The sequence below is a fragment of the Candidatus Methylomirabilota bacterium genome (assembly GCA_036001065.1).
Lineage (GTDB): Bacteria > Methylomirabilota > Methylomirabilia > Rokubacteriales > CSP1-6 > MNEF01.
On record DASYUQ010000051.1, the window covers coordinates 1 to 14,793 of the forward strand.

At 70.0% G+C, this 14,793-nt stretch carries 13 protein-coding genes; all 13 read right to left on the reverse strand.

What is annotated here, in order from left to right; translation table 11 throughout:
- Nucleotides 1-681 (reverse strand): AAA family ATPase (locus tag VGV13_04175; GenBank protein ID HEV8640276.1); only part of this gene is annotated, 681 nt, incomplete at its 3' end.
- Between the two features lie 187 nt (nt 682-868).
- A complete protein-coding gene (hslV, locus tag VGV13_04180) occupies nt 869-1,402 on the reverse strand; it encodes an ATP-dependent protease subunit HslV (protein HEV8640277.1) in 534 nt (177 codons plus the stop codon).
- Nucleotides 1,403-1,407: 5 nt separating this feature from the next.
- Nucleotides 1,408-2,301, reverse strand: coding sequence for a tyrosine recombinase (locus tag VGV13_04185; GenBank protein HEV8640278.1), 894 nt, complete (start codon nt 2,299-2,301; stop codon nt 1,408-1,410).
- On the reverse strand, nt 2,298-4,541 hold the full coding sequence (topA, locus tag VGV13_04190) for a type I DNA topoisomerase (GenBank protein HEV8640279.1): 2,244 nt from the start codon (nt 4,539-4,541) through the stop codon (nt 2,298-2,300). The genes VGV13_04185 and topA overlap by 4 nt, the downstream gene beginning before the upstream one ends.
- The gene (gene dprA, locus VGV13_04195) at nt 4,541-5,440 is read right to left on the reverse strand and encodes a DNA-processing protein DprA (GenBank protein HEV8640280.1); all 900 of its coding nucleotides are present in this window, start codon (nt 5,438-5,440) and stop codon (nt 4,541-4,543) included. Before dprA ends, topA begins: the two co-directional genes overlap by 1 nt.
- 63 nt (nt 5,441-5,503) lie before the next feature.
- The gene (gene ybgF, locus VGV13_04200; GenBank protein HEV8640281.1) at nt 5,504-6,280 is read right to left on the reverse strand and encodes a tol-pal system protein YbgF; all 777 of its coding nucleotides are present in this window, start codon (nt 6,278-6,280) and stop codon (nt 5,504-5,506) included.
- Nucleotides 6,281-6,370: 90 nt separating this feature from the next.
- The gene (glp, locus tag VGV13_04205) at nt 6,371-7,570 is read right to left on the reverse strand and encodes a gephyrin-like molybdotransferase Glp (protein HEV8640282.1); all 1,200 of its coding nucleotides are present in this window, start codon (nt 7,568-7,570) and stop codon (nt 6,371-6,373) included.
- A gap of 34 nt (nt 7,571-7,604) precedes the next feature.
- On the reverse strand, nt 7,605-8,714 hold the full coding sequence (locus VGV13_04210; protein HEV8640283.1) for a hypothetical protein: 1,110 nt from the start codon (nt 8,712-8,714) through the stop codon (nt 7,605-7,607).
- Between the two features lie 136 nt (nt 8,715-8,850).
- On the reverse strand, nt 8,851-9,357 hold the full coding sequence (locus VGV13_04215; GenBank protein ID HEV8640284.1) for a cytochrome c: 507 nt from the start codon (nt 9,355-9,357) through the stop codon (nt 8,851-8,853).
- Nucleotides 9,354-9,866, reverse strand: coding sequence for a DUF3341 domain-containing protein (locus VGV13_04220; GenBank protein ID HEV8640285.1), 513 nt, complete (start codon nt 9,864-9,866; stop codon nt 9,354-9,356). The genes VGV13_04215 and VGV13_04220 overlap by 4 nt, the downstream gene beginning before the upstream one ends.
- Nucleotides 9,853-11,202, reverse strand: a complete 1,350-nt coding sequence (nrfD, locus tag VGV13_04225) for an NrfD/PsrC family molybdoenzyme membrane anchor subunit (GenBank protein HEV8640286.1) — start codon at nt 11,200-11,202, stop codon at nt 9,853-9,855. Before nrfD ends, VGV13_04220 begins: the two co-directional genes overlap by 14 nt.
- A 40-nt stretch (nt 11,203-11,242) precedes the next feature.
- Entirely contained in the window at nt 11,243-14,146 is a 2,904-nt protein-coding gene (locus tag VGV13_04230) for a molybdopterin-dependent oxidoreductase (protein ID HEV8640287.1), read from the reverse strand.
- Nucleotides 14,147-14,168: 22 nt separating this feature from the next.
- The gene (locus VGV13_04235; protein HEV8640288.1) at nt 14,169-14,759 is read right to left on the reverse strand and encodes a cytochrome c3 family protein; all 591 of its coding nucleotides are present in this window, start codon (nt 14,757-14,759) and stop codon (nt 14,169-14,171) included.
- Nucleotides 14,760-14,793: the final 34 nt, after the last annotated feature.

The window sequence follows — 14,793 nt, forward strand, 5'->3', positions numbered from 1 at the left end:
GCTGATGCGGACGCGGCGGCGCTTCGTGCGCGACGGCATGATGTTCGACAACATCTCCTTGAGGTCGATGCCCATCTGCTCCATACCCTGGCCCGACAGCACCTCCACCATCGGCACCGCTTGCGCCTGCGTCTCGAGCTCCACCATCCGATCGTCGAGACGGCCGTCGCGGAGCTGCGCCCGGAGTTTCTCGCGTGTGGCGTCCCGCGACGCGTCGGGGCCGATCTCCTCGAGCGACCCGCTCGAATATGCCTCCGTGGACCGCCGCGGGAGGAGCAGGTCGAGGACGCGATCCTCAGCGAGATGCTCCGCGCGCTCGCGAACTCCGGCCATCAGCTCGTCCTTCACCATCTTCACGGAGAGCTCGGTGAGGTCGCGGATCATCGACTCCACGTCGCGGCCGACGTAGCCGACCTCGGTGTATTTCGACGCTTCGACCTTGACGAACGGCGCCTGGGCCAGCTTGGCCAGGCGGCGCGCGATCTCGGTCTTGCCGACGCCGGTGGGACCGATCATGATGATGTTCTTCGGCGCCACCTCGTCGCGCAGCTCCGGCGGCAGGTTCTGGCGGCGCCACCGGTTGCGGAGGGCGACGGCGACAGCACGCTTGGCCCGCTCCTGACCGACGATGTAGCGGTCCAGCTCGGCGACGATCTGGCCGGGCGTCAGGCTCTCGTTCACAGCACTTCCCCGGTCACGTGGTCGTTGGTTCCGTCGGAGGGGGCGGACGTTACGGCCCCCTCCGAGATTCCTAGTCGGAGGGGAGCCTCACGGCCCCCTCCCAGCCACCCCAATGGTTGCGCGGGCAGAGCCCGCGCTCTAACGGAGGCGAGATCGCTCTGGCAGGCCGCGGCGGGCACCAACATCCTCACAGCACTTCGACCGTGATGTGGTCGTTGGTGTACACGCAGATGCCGGCCGCGATCCGCATCGCCTCGGTGACGATCGCCTTGGAGTCGAGGTCGGAGTGGCCGAGCAGCGCCCGGGCGGCGGCCAGCGCGTAGGGCCCGCCGGAGCCGATTCCGATCAGCCCGTCGTCGGGCTCGATCAGGTCTCCCGTGCCGGACACGATGAAGCTGTTCTCGCGGTCGGCCACGGCCAGCAGCGCCTCCAGCCGGCGCAGGACCCGATCGGACCGCCAGTCCTTGGCCAGCTCTACGGCGGCGCGGGGAAGGTTGCCCCGGTGCTCCTCCAGGCGTCCTTCGAACCGCGCGAAGAGGGTGAAGGCGTCGGCGGCAGCCCCGGCGAAGCCCGCCACGATCTTGTCGTGGTAGAGCTTGCGGACCTTCCGGGCGCTGGCTTTGACCACCGTGTTGCCGATCGTCACCTGGCCGTCGCCAGCCATGGCCACCTGCCCGCGATGGCGGACACAGAGAACCGTGGTGGCCCGGATCACCGGCACGCTCATCACGGGCTCGGGGTAACCGCGCGGGCACGGGGATGGGCGGCGTCGTACACGCGCGTCAGCTGGTCGGCACCCACGTGCGTGTAGCGCTGCGTCGTGCTGAGCCGGCTGTGCCCCAGCAGCTCCTGGATCATCCGCAGATCGGCCCCCGCATCCAGGAGATGGGTCGCGAAGGTGTGGCGCAGCGTGTGCGGGCTGACTCGCCGCCGGAGCCCGAGCTGCCGCGCCCGGTGGCGGACGATCTCGAAAACGCTCCGCACGCCCAGCCGCGCACCCCGGCGATTCACGAACAACGGCCCGCGCGGGCGCGGGCCTCCGTCGAGATAGGCGTCGAGCGCGGCCGCCGCCCGGGCACCGAACGGCACGATCCGCTCCTTGCGCCCCTTGCCGAGCACTCGCACCGTCCGCTGGGGCCGGTCCACGTGGTCGAGGTCGAGCCCGGTGAGCTCGGAAACGCGCAGGCCGGTGGCGTAGAGCGTCTCTAAAATAGCGCGGTCGCGGGCCGAAGTGCCCTTGGCGTCGACCAGCAGCGCGGCCTCGTCGATGGGCAGGAACGAGACGAGCTTTCGGCCCAGGCGCGGTCCCCTCACCTCCAGCGCGGGGTTGCGCGGCAGGAGGCCCCGGCGCACGAGGAACCGGAACCAGCTCCTGAGCGCGGCGAGCTTCCGCGCCACCGTCACCGGCTCGCGCCGGTGGGTGTGCAGGCGCGCCAGGTACGCCCGGATCAGGCGCGCGTCGACGGACGCGATCGTCTCGGCCAGCGCATCGCGGCCCGAGATCTCGACGAGGAAGCGGCGAAACTCCTCGAGATCGCTCCGGTAGCTGCGGAGCGTGTGGGGAGAGGCGTGCTTTTCCACGGCGAGGTAGCGGAGGAAAGGCGCCAGCGGATCGGTCATGCCACTGGCAGCTCGGCCTCCCGCCGGAAGCCGCACCCGTCCCGGACGCAGGTCTGCATCTTCCGGCCCCGGGCCGAGCGCTCGGTGAGGAAGGGCGCGCCGCACGCGGGACAGGGCTCCGCGACCGGACGCTGCCAGAGGACGAACTTGCACGTCGGATAGGCCGAGCACCCGTAGAAGGTTCGCCCGCGGCGGGACCGGCGCTCGACCAGCTCGCCGGCGCAGCCAGGCTGGGGGCAGGCGATGCCGAGGGTCACCGGCTTCGTCGTCTTGCACTCGGGGTAGCCGGAGCACGCGATGAACTTGCCGTAGCGCCCGTGCTTGACGACCATCGGTTTACCACAGGCGGGGCAGAGCTCGTTGGTGGGCTCGTCTTCCGCCCGCCCGCCGCCGTTGAGGTCGCGCGTGTACCGGCAGTCGGGATAGGCGGAGCAGGCGATGAACTTACCGAAGCGCCCCCGGCGCTCGAGCAGCGGCTGGCTGCACTCGGGACAGTCCTCCCCCGTCTCCTCCCCCTTCTTCACGTTGCGCATGTTCTTCTTGGCTTCGGCCAGGTCCCGCTTGAAGGGTCCGTAGAACTTCTGGACCGTGTCCACCCACTTCCGCTCGCCTTCCTCGACCCGGTCGAGCTCACCCTCCATCTGGGCCGTGAACTCGACGTTCATGATGTCCGCGAAGAAGCCCTGGAGCAGGTCGGTGACCTCGATGCCGAGCTCGGTCGCAAAGAGCGTCCGCCGCTCGCGGCGGACGTAGCCACGCTCGTTGACGATCGTGCTGAGGATCTGCGCGTAGGTCGACGGCCTTCCGATCCCCAGCTCCTCCAGCGACTTGATGAGCGAGGCCTCCGTGTAGCGCGGCGGCGGCTGGGTGAAATGCTGCTTGGGGTCGAGCCCGAGCAGTGCCAGGACCTCGCCCTCCTCGAGCGGCGGCACGACGCTCTCGGCGTCCTCCTCGGAGACCGCCTCGTCCTCCCGGCTCTCCACGTACACGGCCATGAACCCCTTGAACTTGAGCGTCTGGCCCTGGGCGCGGAAGAGGCAGCGACCGGCCTCGATGTCGGCGCTGACGGTATCGTAGACCGCCGGCGTCATCTGGCTGGCCAGGAACCGCTCCCAGATGAGCCGGTAGAGTGCCTGCTGGTCCCGGGTGAGGAAACGCGCCACCAGCTTGGGCTCGCGGGCGACGTCGGAGGGGCGAATGGCCTCGTGCGCCTCCTGGGCGCTGCCGCGCGAGCGGTAGACGGGCGGCGTCTCCGGCACGTACTCGCGTCCCAGCCGCGCCGTCACCCACCCCCGCGCCTCCTCCTGCGCCTCGCGCGCCACGCGGACCGCGTCGGTGCGCATATAGGTGATGAGGCCGACGGGACCGTCGTCGCCCACGTCGATGCCCTCGTAGAGCTGCTGGGCCACCGTCATCGTCTTCTTGGCCGAGAAGCCCAGCTTGCGCCCCGCCTCCTGCTGCAGCGTCGAGGTGATGAAAGGCGGCGCGGGATTCCGCCGGCGCTCGCCGCGCGTCACCGAGCGGACGGTGAAGCGCGCCCCTTCCAGCGACGCCATGAGCGTGCGGGTGGTCTCCTCGCTGGGCAGCGAGGCCTTCTCACCCGCCACCTCCTTGAGGGTGGCGACGAACTCCGGCGGGCGCTTGGCGCGGAGGCGGGCGTGCAGCGACCAGTACTCTTCGGGTCGGAACGCCTGGATCTCGCGCTCGCGATCGACGATCAAGCGCACGGCCACGGACTGCACGCGGCCGGCCGACAGCCCGCGCTGGACCTTCTCCCACAGGAGCGGCGAGAGGCTGTAGCCGACGAGCCGATCGAGGACGCGGCGCGCCTGCTGGGCGTCCACCTTCTTGAGGTCGATCTTCCCCGGATTCTGGAACGCCGCCTTCACCGCGCGCTCCGTGATCTCGTTGAAGGCCACCCGGTACACCTTCTTCTTGTCGAAGGGCAGCTCCTGGGCCAGATGCCAGCCGATCGCTTCGCCCTCCCGGTCGGGGTCGGTCGCCACGTAGAGCGCGTCGGCCTTCTCGGCGGCCTTCTTGAGCTCGTCGAGCACCTTCTTCTTGCCCGGCATCACGACGTACTTGGGCTTGAAGCCCCGCTTGGGATCGACGCCGAGATTGGACTTGGGCAGATCGCGGACGTGGCCCATGCAGGCTTTGACGACGTACCGCGAGTCCAGATATTTCTGGATCGTCTTCACCTTCGTGGGCGATTCCACCACCACCAGCGATTTCCCCACTAGGCCCTCCCCGCCCGCACCGCCACGCTCACCCAGCGCTGTCCCTCGAGCTGGCGCGCCCAGCCGCCGAGCTCGAGCGCGACGAGCGTCGCTGCGACGCGCGCCGGGTTGGTCGCGCTGCGCGCGATGAGCGCCTCGATGTGCTGCGGCTCATCCGGCCTCAACATCGCCAGGACTCGCGCCTCCTCGCTGTCGGCGGCCGGCCGCTCCACCTCGCCCCGCTCGGTCCGAGGGGCTTGAACGGCCCGACGCCACGGATCTGGTAATTCTTGCACGATATCGGCCCAATCGCGTACCAGTTTAGCACCGTCCTGAATGAGCCTGTTCGAGCCCCGGCTCGTATCCGACGTGATTCGGCCTGGAACGGCGAATACTTCGCGGCCGAGATCGCCCGCCAGACCCGCGGTGATCAGCGCGCCGGAGCGCTCGCCGGCCTCGACGACGACCACGCCCAGCGCCAGGCCGGCGATCGTACGGTTGCGCGCGGGGAAGTAGCCCGGCAACGGCGGCGTGCCGGGCGCGAACTGCGAGATCACCGCGCCCTGGCGCGCGATGTCGCCGGCCAGCGCGCGGTTCTCCGGCGGGTAGGCGACGTCGATGCCGCAGCCGAGCACGGCGATGGTGCGGCCGCCGGCGGCGAGCGCGCCGCGGTGCGCGGCCGTGTCGATCCCGCGCGCCAGCCCGCTGATCACCGTCACGCCGCGCGCCGCCAGCTCGAAGGCCAGGCGCTCGGCGACCTCCAGGCCATACGGCGTCGCCCGCCGCGTGCCCACCACCGCGATGGCCAGCGCGTCGTCGCGCTCGCAGGCGCCCCGGATCCACAGATCGGGCGGCGACTGAATGGCGGCCAGCAGCGCGGGATACCGCGCGTCGCGAGGCGTGAGCCTGAGGGGTTCCACGTGAGTCGTCACATTGCCCGGAGCCGGCGCTCCGGTCAAGAACCCGAACAGATACGGTGCGCCTTACGGTCGGCTGGAGCTCCGGCGCGCGCGCAGGAGGCCGCGCGCCCGCCCGGCGGCCTCGGAGTCGGGATGCTCCTGGACCAGACGCTGCCACACCTGGTGGGCGCGCGCCGGCTCCCGAAGGTTCGCGTAGCAGAGACCGATCCTGAGCAGCGCATCCGCCGCCTTGCCGTTGACGGAGTCCTGCTCCGGCACCTTTTCGAACTCGACGATCGCCTGGCGATAGTCGCGCTGGATGTAGTAGGCTTCGCCGATCCAGTACTGAGCGCTGGGCGCGAGCGGGTGCCTGGAGTATTTGGCGAGGAAGTCGGTGAACTCCAGCACCGCCTGGCCGTGCTCGCGGGCGCGGAACGTTGCCACCGCGATGTTGTACGCCGCTTCGGCCGCGCCCGACCGCGGGGCGCCGTCACGGGCGGGCCGCTCGGGCGCCGGCGGCGGTGGTAGCGGTGGCGCCGCCGGAGCCGGACGCGCCGCCAGGTCGGCCCGGACATCCTTGATCCCCTCCTCGACGGCGGTCACGCGCGAGCCCAGCCGCCCCACCGCCTCGCTGGGAGCGGTCACCGCGCCGCCCACATCGCGCACGCGAGCCTCCAGCGCTCTGAGCTCCTGCAGCGCGCGCGCCGACTCACGCGCCTGCTCATCGTGAGCCTGGCGAAGCGCAGCCACCTCGGCCCGGAGCGCGGTGAGCTCGGCTCGGAACTGGCGGACACTGCTGCGTGTCGCACATCCACTGGCGAGGGCGAACACGACGGCCAGCGCCAGCAGTCCCCGACTCATGCGCGCGACCGTAGCATGCGCGGAAAAAGGCATGCGGGGAAAAACGATGTCGGCCAACCCCTCCTGTTTAAGGCTCTTTATAAGATCCTGTCACTTAAGATGTTGTAAAAGAATGACTTCCAAGCTGTCGCCTTTTGCGATGATGGTGTCGCCGGGCACGACGGCCAGCCCATCGGCCTCGACCATCGAGCGCAGGATGGCGGAGCCCTGCTCGCCGGTCAGGCGCGCCCCGTACTCGTCGCCGTCCCGGGCTAGCGTCACCCGGAGATAGCCGCGCCGGTGACCGGGATTGGCAATGGGATCGAGGGCGCGGGCACGGATGCGCGGACGGTCCACGGTGCGGCGCCCGGCCATGGCCAGCAGCGCGGGGCGGACGAAGAGCTCGAACGTCACCATCGCCGAGACGGGATTGCCGGGGAGGCCGAAGACCAGGCGCCGGTCGAGCGTGCCGAAGGTGATCGGCTTACCGGGACGCATCGACACCTGCCAGAGATGCAGCTCGGCCCCGCAGCGCGTGAGCGCCTCGCGGACCAGATCGAGCTCGCCGACGGAGACGCCCGCCGACGAGATGAGCACGTCCGCGGGCATTCCCCATCGGATCCGCTCCTCGATCGCCTCGAGGCGGTCCGGCGTCACTCCGAGGTTGATCGGCTCGGCGCCGGCCTCGAGCACCTGGGCCATCAACGAGTAGGTGTTCGTGTTGGGAATCTGGCCGGGTGCGGGCTCGGTGCCGAGGTCCGCCAGCTCGTTGCCGGTCGACAGGATGGCCACGCGCGGCCGCCGGTAGACCAGCACCGGCGTGTGGCCCAGTGTCGCCAGCAACCCGACCTCGGCCGGCCCCAGCGTACGGCCCGGCTCGAGCAGGCGGTCCCCCACCCTCACGTCTTCGCCACGCGGGCGGATGAAGGCGCCCGGCTCTACGGCGCGGATGATCCGGACCCGGTCGCCTTCCGCCTCGACGTCTTCCTGGGGAATGACGGCATCGACGCCCTCGGGCACCGGGGCTCCGGTGAAGATCCTGACCGCCTCACCGGGCCCGACCGGTCGGGTCGGCAACGTCCCCGCGGCCACGCAGTCCACGACGACGAGCGTCACGGGGACGGCGCGCGTGTCGGCCGCCCGCACGGCGTAGCCGTCCATGGAGGAGTTCGGCCACGGCGGGATCTCGCGGCGGGAAACGATGGGCTCGGCGAGGACGCGCCCCGGGGCCGCGCAGACGTCCACCCGCTCCGTCCCCAGTGGCAGGGCCCGGGAGAGGATCTGGGCCAGGGCCTCTTCGACGGTCAGCACGTCCCTACTTTAGCGTCGCGGGGGCCGCCGCATCCTAATGGCTTGGATGCGGCAGGTTGAGGACCGGTCGGAAGCGGGCGAAGAACCAGCGCCGGCTCAGGACGAAGACCCCGAAAAAGCCGGCCGTGATGAGGGCGTCGCGCCAGCCGAGCGCGAAGCCCGCCTCTGGGTTGACGGAGGGAAAGACGACGACGATCCGCTCGAGGAAGATGGCGACCAGCCCGAAGACGGCCACCACGACGAGGGGCGTGTGGCGCTCGGGCGGCCGGCCGGTGAGCCGCTTGAGCAGGTAGGCGAACGGGATGAGCCAGCCCACCACCAGCACCACCCAGGACACGGCTCCCCAGGGCTGCGTGAGGAAGCGGCGCACGACGAAGCGGGTTTCGACCGGCACGTTGCCGTACCAGATGACGAGGTACTGCGACCAGAAGAAATACATCCACATGATCGAGAGAGCGAACTGAAGCTTGGCGACATCCTGGACGGCGGCGGGCGGCACCGAGGCCAACCCCCGCGCGTTGGCGAGGACCGTCAGGATCGACAGCAGCGCGAAGCCCGTGTAGAGCGTGGAGACGACGAAGTAGCCGCCGAACAGGCCGCTGTACCACTGGGGGTCGAGCGACATGACGAGGTCGAACCCCCACAGCGACACCGTGACTACCCACAGCACGAGGAGGATCACCGCCAGGCGGTTGCGCCGGCTCCGCTCCCGCTCGTCGTCGGGCTGGATCGGGTCGCCCAGCAGGGCGCGCACGAAGACGAAGGCCACGCCGAACAGGGCGGCCGCGCACCCCAGCGTCCGGAGCCAGAAGAACGGGGTGTTCAGCCACGCCGCCTTCACCGGGATCGGATGCGTGACCCATGGATAGAGCACGACGCGACCGGTGAAGAGGATGAGCAGCAGGACGAATGCCGCCGGGAGGAAGCCGGCCGTCGTCAGCGCGATGCGCCGCACGCTCGGCGACCAGCGCGCCTCGGTGAGCTGCATCATCCCCGCGATCGCCGGGCCGGTGACGGCCAGCCCCGACCAGAAGACGAGGTTCACGAGGTAGATCGACCACACGCGCGCGGCCTCCGCCGAGTTGACGCCCAGGACGAAGGCCAGCGCCCCCAGCGCCGCCAGCAGCCCCCAGATCACGCTCATACGTCGGAGGGGGCGACGTCACAGGCGCGCCCCCTGGGCGCGACGGCCCCCTCCGAGGCCTCCCCCAGCACAGGTTGCGCCGGCGAAGCCGGCGCTCGAGTCGGCGTGCCCGACTCTCGGGTTGACACAGGATGTCTCATTTCGCGGCCAGCGTGCGGAGGAAGTTGACGATGTGCCACGCCTCCTGGGACGAGAGCGCCTCGACGTAGGACGGCATGACGGCCCCGCCGGCCATGATGTAGCTGTGCCAGTAGCCGTCCGTGCGCTGCTTCTGCAGCTCGGCGTTGGTCAGGTCGGGCGCGGGGATGAACTTGGTCGCCACCGGGCCGGTGACCCCGCCCTTGCCCTCGGGGCCGTGGCAGGGCGCGCAGAAGGTGGCGAAGTGCTGGCGGCCTACCGCCACCGACTCCGCCCCCGGCTTGATCGGGTTCGGCTGCTTGGCGGCGACGTCCCGCTGCTCCCGCGGCGGGATCAGCGCGCCCCCGCGGGGGATGACGCCCGCCGGCATTCGGAACACGCGCTCACCGGGGACGACCTTGGCCGTCTGGGTCATGTTGTCGACGAAGCGCACGACGATCACCATCCCCATGAGCCCGCCCGAGGCCACCACCAGCAGCAGGACGAGGATGAAGACGTACTTCATCGGGCCCTCACCTCTTCGGCGCCGGCCGTGGTCAGGATCTGGCGCACGGACGGGCCCCGCTCCGGCGCGCAGTGGACGGCAACCCCGAAGCGGTCGTTCGTGAAGCGCGGGTCGTAGGCCGCCGACGGCCGCAGGCGCGGCAGGCGGGCCAGGATCACGAGGCCCAGCAGCGTCGCCAACCCGCCGAAGAGGATCGTGAGCTCGAAGGCGATGACCACGAAGGGGGGGATGGAGGCGATCGGCTTGCCGCCCGTCACCAGGCCCCACTTGAGCGCCGACCAGATCGTGAGGAGGAAGCCCGAGGCGGTCCCGGTGAGCGCGCCGATGAGCGTGAAGAGGCGGACATGGCTCACCGGCCGGTCCCGCTCCAGCGCCTCCTCGATCTCGTGCACGGGCGCGGGCGTGTACACGGTGAGGTCGTGGTAGCCCTTGGCCCGCAGCTCCTCGAGGGCCCGCACCGTGGTGTCCACGTGGGCGAAGACGCCGAGGACGGTGTCAGTGGCGGCCACGGGCGCCGTCCTTCAGCGGCTGGGGGAGCGTTTCCTTGACCTCCACGATGGACAGCGACGGCATCACCCGGATGAAGCCGAGGAACAGCAGGAAGAACCAGGCGAAGCTGCCGATGACGATCATGGTGTCGGTCGGGGTCGGCACGTAGATCCCCCACGTGTAGGGATAGAAGTCGTGGGCGAGCGACGGCACGATGATGTTGAAGCGCTCGAACCACATCCCGATCAGCACCAGGATGGATACGATGTAGAGCACCACCGGGCTCGTGCGCGCGCGCCTCCAGAAGAGGATCAGCGGCGAGATGCAGTTGCAGAAGTACATGAGCCAGAGTGCCCAGGCGTACGACTTGGTCACCTTCCAGAAGAGCGACGCCCGTTCGAAGTGGTCGCCGCTGTACCAGGACGTGAAGAGCTCGCAGACGTAGAAGTAGGTCAGCACCAGGCCGGTTGTCAGAATGAGCTTGCCCATGGCGTCCAGGTGCTTTTCCTGGATGTAGGCGTGGAGGTTGAAGAAGTGGCGCATGGGCAGGACCAGCACCAGCACCATCGCGAAGCCGGAGAAGATCGCGCCATCGACGAAGAAGGGCGCGAAGAGCGTGGAGTGCCAGCCGGGGACCAGGGCCACCGCGAAGTCCCACGACACCACGCTGTGGACCGACAGGACCAACGGCGTGGCCAGGGCGGCGAACAGGCCGTAGGCCCGCCGGTAGTGGCGCCACTGGCGGTCGCTCCCCTCCCAGCCGAGGGCCAGCATGGCATAGATGCGCTGGCGCCAGCCGGTGGTGGCGTCGCGCAGGGCCGCCACGTCGGGGATCAGGCCCACGATGAAGAAGACGGTGCTGATGGAGAGATAGGTCGAGATGGCGAAGACGTCCCACACGAGCGGCGAGCGGAAGTTCGGCCACAGATCGCGCTGGTTCCAGTAGGGCAGCAGGAAGTAGGCGAACCACATGCGCCCGGCGTGGATCAGCGGGAACAGCCCGGCCGTCATGACGGCGAAGATCGTCATGGCCTCCGCGGCCCGAAAGATCGACGTGCGCCAGCGGGCCCGGAAGAGGTAGAGGATCGCCGAGATGAGCGTGCCGGCGTGGCCGATACCGATCCAGAACACGAAGGAGGTGATGTACATCGCCCACATCTGGGGCGTGCGCTTTCCCGCCGCGCCCATGCCGATGTAGATCTGCCAGGTCCAGGCCAGGATGCCCGCCGCCAGGATCAGCCCCACCACGCACATCCAGCCGAAATAGAGGTTGCCCGGCGTCGCCAGCGTGCGCAGGACGTCGCGGTTGACGTCGGCGAACGTCGGCGGGCGGTGGCGCTCGGTGGCCACGCTCATAGGCTCGCCTCGCCGGCGGCTGCGGCTCGCAGGGCCACGTTCACGCGTGACCCCTCACGACCTTCTTGAGATAGGTGACCGACGGCCGCGTGCCCAGCTCCTCGAGCACGTGATAGGCGCGCGGCGAGTGGGCCAGCTTCGAGACCTCGCTCTTGTCGTCCTTGAGGTTGCCGAACGTGATGGCTTGGGTCGGGCAGGTCTGCTGGCAGGCGGTGAGAACGTCGCCGTCGCGCACGGACCGCTTCTCGTCGCGCGCGCGGTCCTTGCCGGCCACGATGCGCTGGATGCACATCGTGCACTTCTCCATGACCCCGAGCTGGCGGACGGTGACGTCGGGGTTGAGCTGAACGTCGAGCGGCGGCGGGAACTCCTGGTTGTACCAGTTGAAGCGCCGCACGTGATAGGGGCAGTTGTTGCCGCAGTAGCGCGTGCCGACACACCGGTTGTAGACCTGACCATTCAGCCCTTCCTCGGTCCGATAGGCGGCGAACACCGGACACACCGGCTCGCACGGCGCGACTTCACAATGCTGGCAGAGCATCGGCAGGAAGACGTTCAGCGGGCGCTCCGCCCGGCCTTCCGCCCAGCGCTCGATGCGGAGCCACTGCTGCTGCCGTCCGTACGCGGCCTGGGCCTTGCCCACCACCGGCACGTTGTTTTCGGCCTGACAGGCGACCACGCAGGCCTGGCAGCCCACGCACTGATCGACGTCGATCGCCATTCCCCAGCGATAGCCCGGATAGTGCTGGGGCGGGTACATGCTGATGAACTCGTGCTCTTTGGGCTTGCCCCGGAGGGCCTGCTCGCGGGCCGCGCGGAGATCCACGTGCTGGGCGATCTCGCGCTGGTCCTGGTCATGGGTGGCCTGCAGAATCGCCAGCGGCCGCCGCGCCCCCGTCTTGGTCAGCGTGACCCTGACGCCAAGATAGGCTGCCGCCCCCGAGGCCGGATCCGCTCCCGCGGACAGCAGCGCGACCGGGTTCGTCGGCGTGGGTGAGGCCGCCACGTAGCGCGCGTGGTAGGGCGCCCAGCGGTGCCCGATGGGGATGGCCACCGCGCTCGGGTGCAGAGAGGCCGAGACATACGCCGGAAGCTCGATGGCGCCGTGGGGCGAGGAGACGCGCACGACATCGCCCTGGGCGATGCCGAGCTTGGCGGCGGTCTCCCGCGAGATCTCCACCCACGCGTCCCACACGGCCTGCGTCATCGTGTCGGGCGCTTCCTGGAGCCAGGCCGCGCCCGCAGCGCGGCCGTCGTAGAACCGGAAGGAGGGATAGGCGAGGAGAACGAGCCCGCCCGCGTCGCCCTCCAGCCTGGGGCGCGACGCCTGCACGGCGCCGATCTTCGCCGTGACCGGCGCGGTCGGCGTCTGCCTCCACACGCCGCCCTGCTGGAGCGCCGCCTCCCAGCCGTCGGGCTGGCCCCGCAGCAGCGGCTCCCAGGCGGTCTTGAGGTACTGCTCGACGGACGCCCACGGCAGCGGCCCCTTGCCTTCTTCGGTGCCGAGCACGGCGCGAGCCGCGCGGAGCAGCACGTCCCCCATCGGCAAGGCGTCACGTACCGGCGACATCGTGGGCTGCATCAGACCCATGACGCCCTCGCGCGGCGCATAGTCCCCCCAGGACTCGAGCCAGTGCGTGTCGGGAAGGACGAGGTGGGCGAGCGCGGTCGTCTCGTCCGGCTGGTTGGCGAAGCTCACGACGAGCCCCACCTTGCGGGCGGCCTCCGCGAACTTGAGCCCGCCCGGCAGCGCGAAGGCCGGGTTGATCCGCGGCCCCACCAGGAGCACCTCGATCTCGCCCCTGGCCATCGCCTGGACGAGCTGGGCGACCTCTCCGTACGGGGTCACCTTGCCGTAGGCCGAGTCCGGACCGAACCGGATCGTCCGGCCGGTGGCGCCGGTGGCGGCGTTCAATAGATTGATCGCCACCAGCGTCGGGGTCGCGTTGGTTCCCGTCATCGCGACCCCGCCGCCCACCGCCAGCCCCGGCCGGGCGCGGCCGAAAAGCGTGGCGATGTGCTTGATGGTTTCGGCGGAGACTCCGCTCTCCTCGGCGACCTTCCTCACGTCGATGCCCGCTACCGCCTCGCTGAACCGCCGGTCGGCCAGCCCCTCGTCGATCATCGCCCTCAAGATCGCGAGGGCCAGGAGCCCTTCGGTGCCCGGGGCGTTCCGCACCCACTCGTCGGCGTTGGCGGCGGTCAGGGACTGCCGGGGCTCCACGTGGATGAAGGTTCCCGCGCGTCCCTCGCGGAAGCCGTGCATCCTCTTGAAGGCTCGGGCATAGCTCACGTTCGACAGCCACGTCTCGATGAAGTCGGCCCCGAAGGAGAGGACGACCTCGGCCTCCTCGAAGGCGTAGTACGGGATCGCGTCACGGTTGAAGACGATCCGGTTCGCCGCCCGAATCGCTTCGTAGCCGAACGGCTCGAGGCTCAGGCGCGGTCGCGTGCCCAGGGCCTGCGTCCAGCGGTCCATCAGCACCGCCAGGCTTCCGTTCTCCAGCTGCGTGACGAGCGCAACGGCCTTGCCCCGGCCGGCCTGGCGCAGCTCACCGATCTTGCCGGCCACCAGCTTCAGCGCCTCGTCCCAGCTCACGGCGCCGAGCGCGCCGCCCTGGCGCCGCTGGGGCCCGGCGAAGCGGTCGGGATGATAGGCGCCCTGCAGGGCCGCCTGGCCCCGGAGGCAGAGCGCGCCACGGTTGACCGGATGGTCGGGATTGCCCTCGAGCTTGACGACGCGCCCGTCGCGGTTGCGCGCGATGACACCGCAGCCGGCCGGGCACTCGCGGCACACGGTCGAGAACCACGCGGCCACGCCGGGCACGATCTGCTCGTTGGGCACGACCAGAGGCAGGATCCGTTCGGCCGATTGCTGGCAGCCCGCCACCACCGCCGCCGCGCCCGAGGTCGTCACGATCTTGAAGAAGTCGCGTCGCTTCATCGCCTGAGCCCCCGGCGTCCGATCAGTGGTGACATGTGACGCAGTCCAGCGGCGCGTGCATGCCGCGGGCGGCGTTCTCCCGACGATGGCACTCGATACACCAGCCCATGGTCAGCGGCGGCGCCGCCGGCCGCAGGCCGACCACGTTCAGCAGATCGTTGGCCAGGCGCGGCCCCGTCTGGCCGCCGACGGTGGTCATCGTCTCCACCGGGCCGTGGCAGGTCTGGCAGGAGAGCCCCGCCCGCAGGTGGGCCTTGTGCGTGAAGTAGGTGAACTCCGGCACCTTGTAGACGCGCACCCACGGGATCGGCTCGCTCCTGGCCGCGTACTCCGCCAGCTTCTTGATCTCCGGCTTGTCCGCCGCCGTGATCTTGTGACAGCCCATGCAGCGCGCGACCGAGGGCAGGCCGGCGTACTCGGACCGGCGCGCGTCAGCGTGGCAGTACTGGCAGTCGATCTTGTACGTCTGCACGTGCACGTTGTGGGGGAAGTTGATGGGCTGCACGGAGGGTCGGGCGGCGGCTGGCTGTCGGCTCCACGAGTACACGCCCAGGAAGACCAGAATGGCGAGGAGCGCCAAACCCAGCGCTCCCACGCCTGCCTTCGCTCTCATCGACGGTCGAGGGCCCTCCGGAGCATTCGTAGAA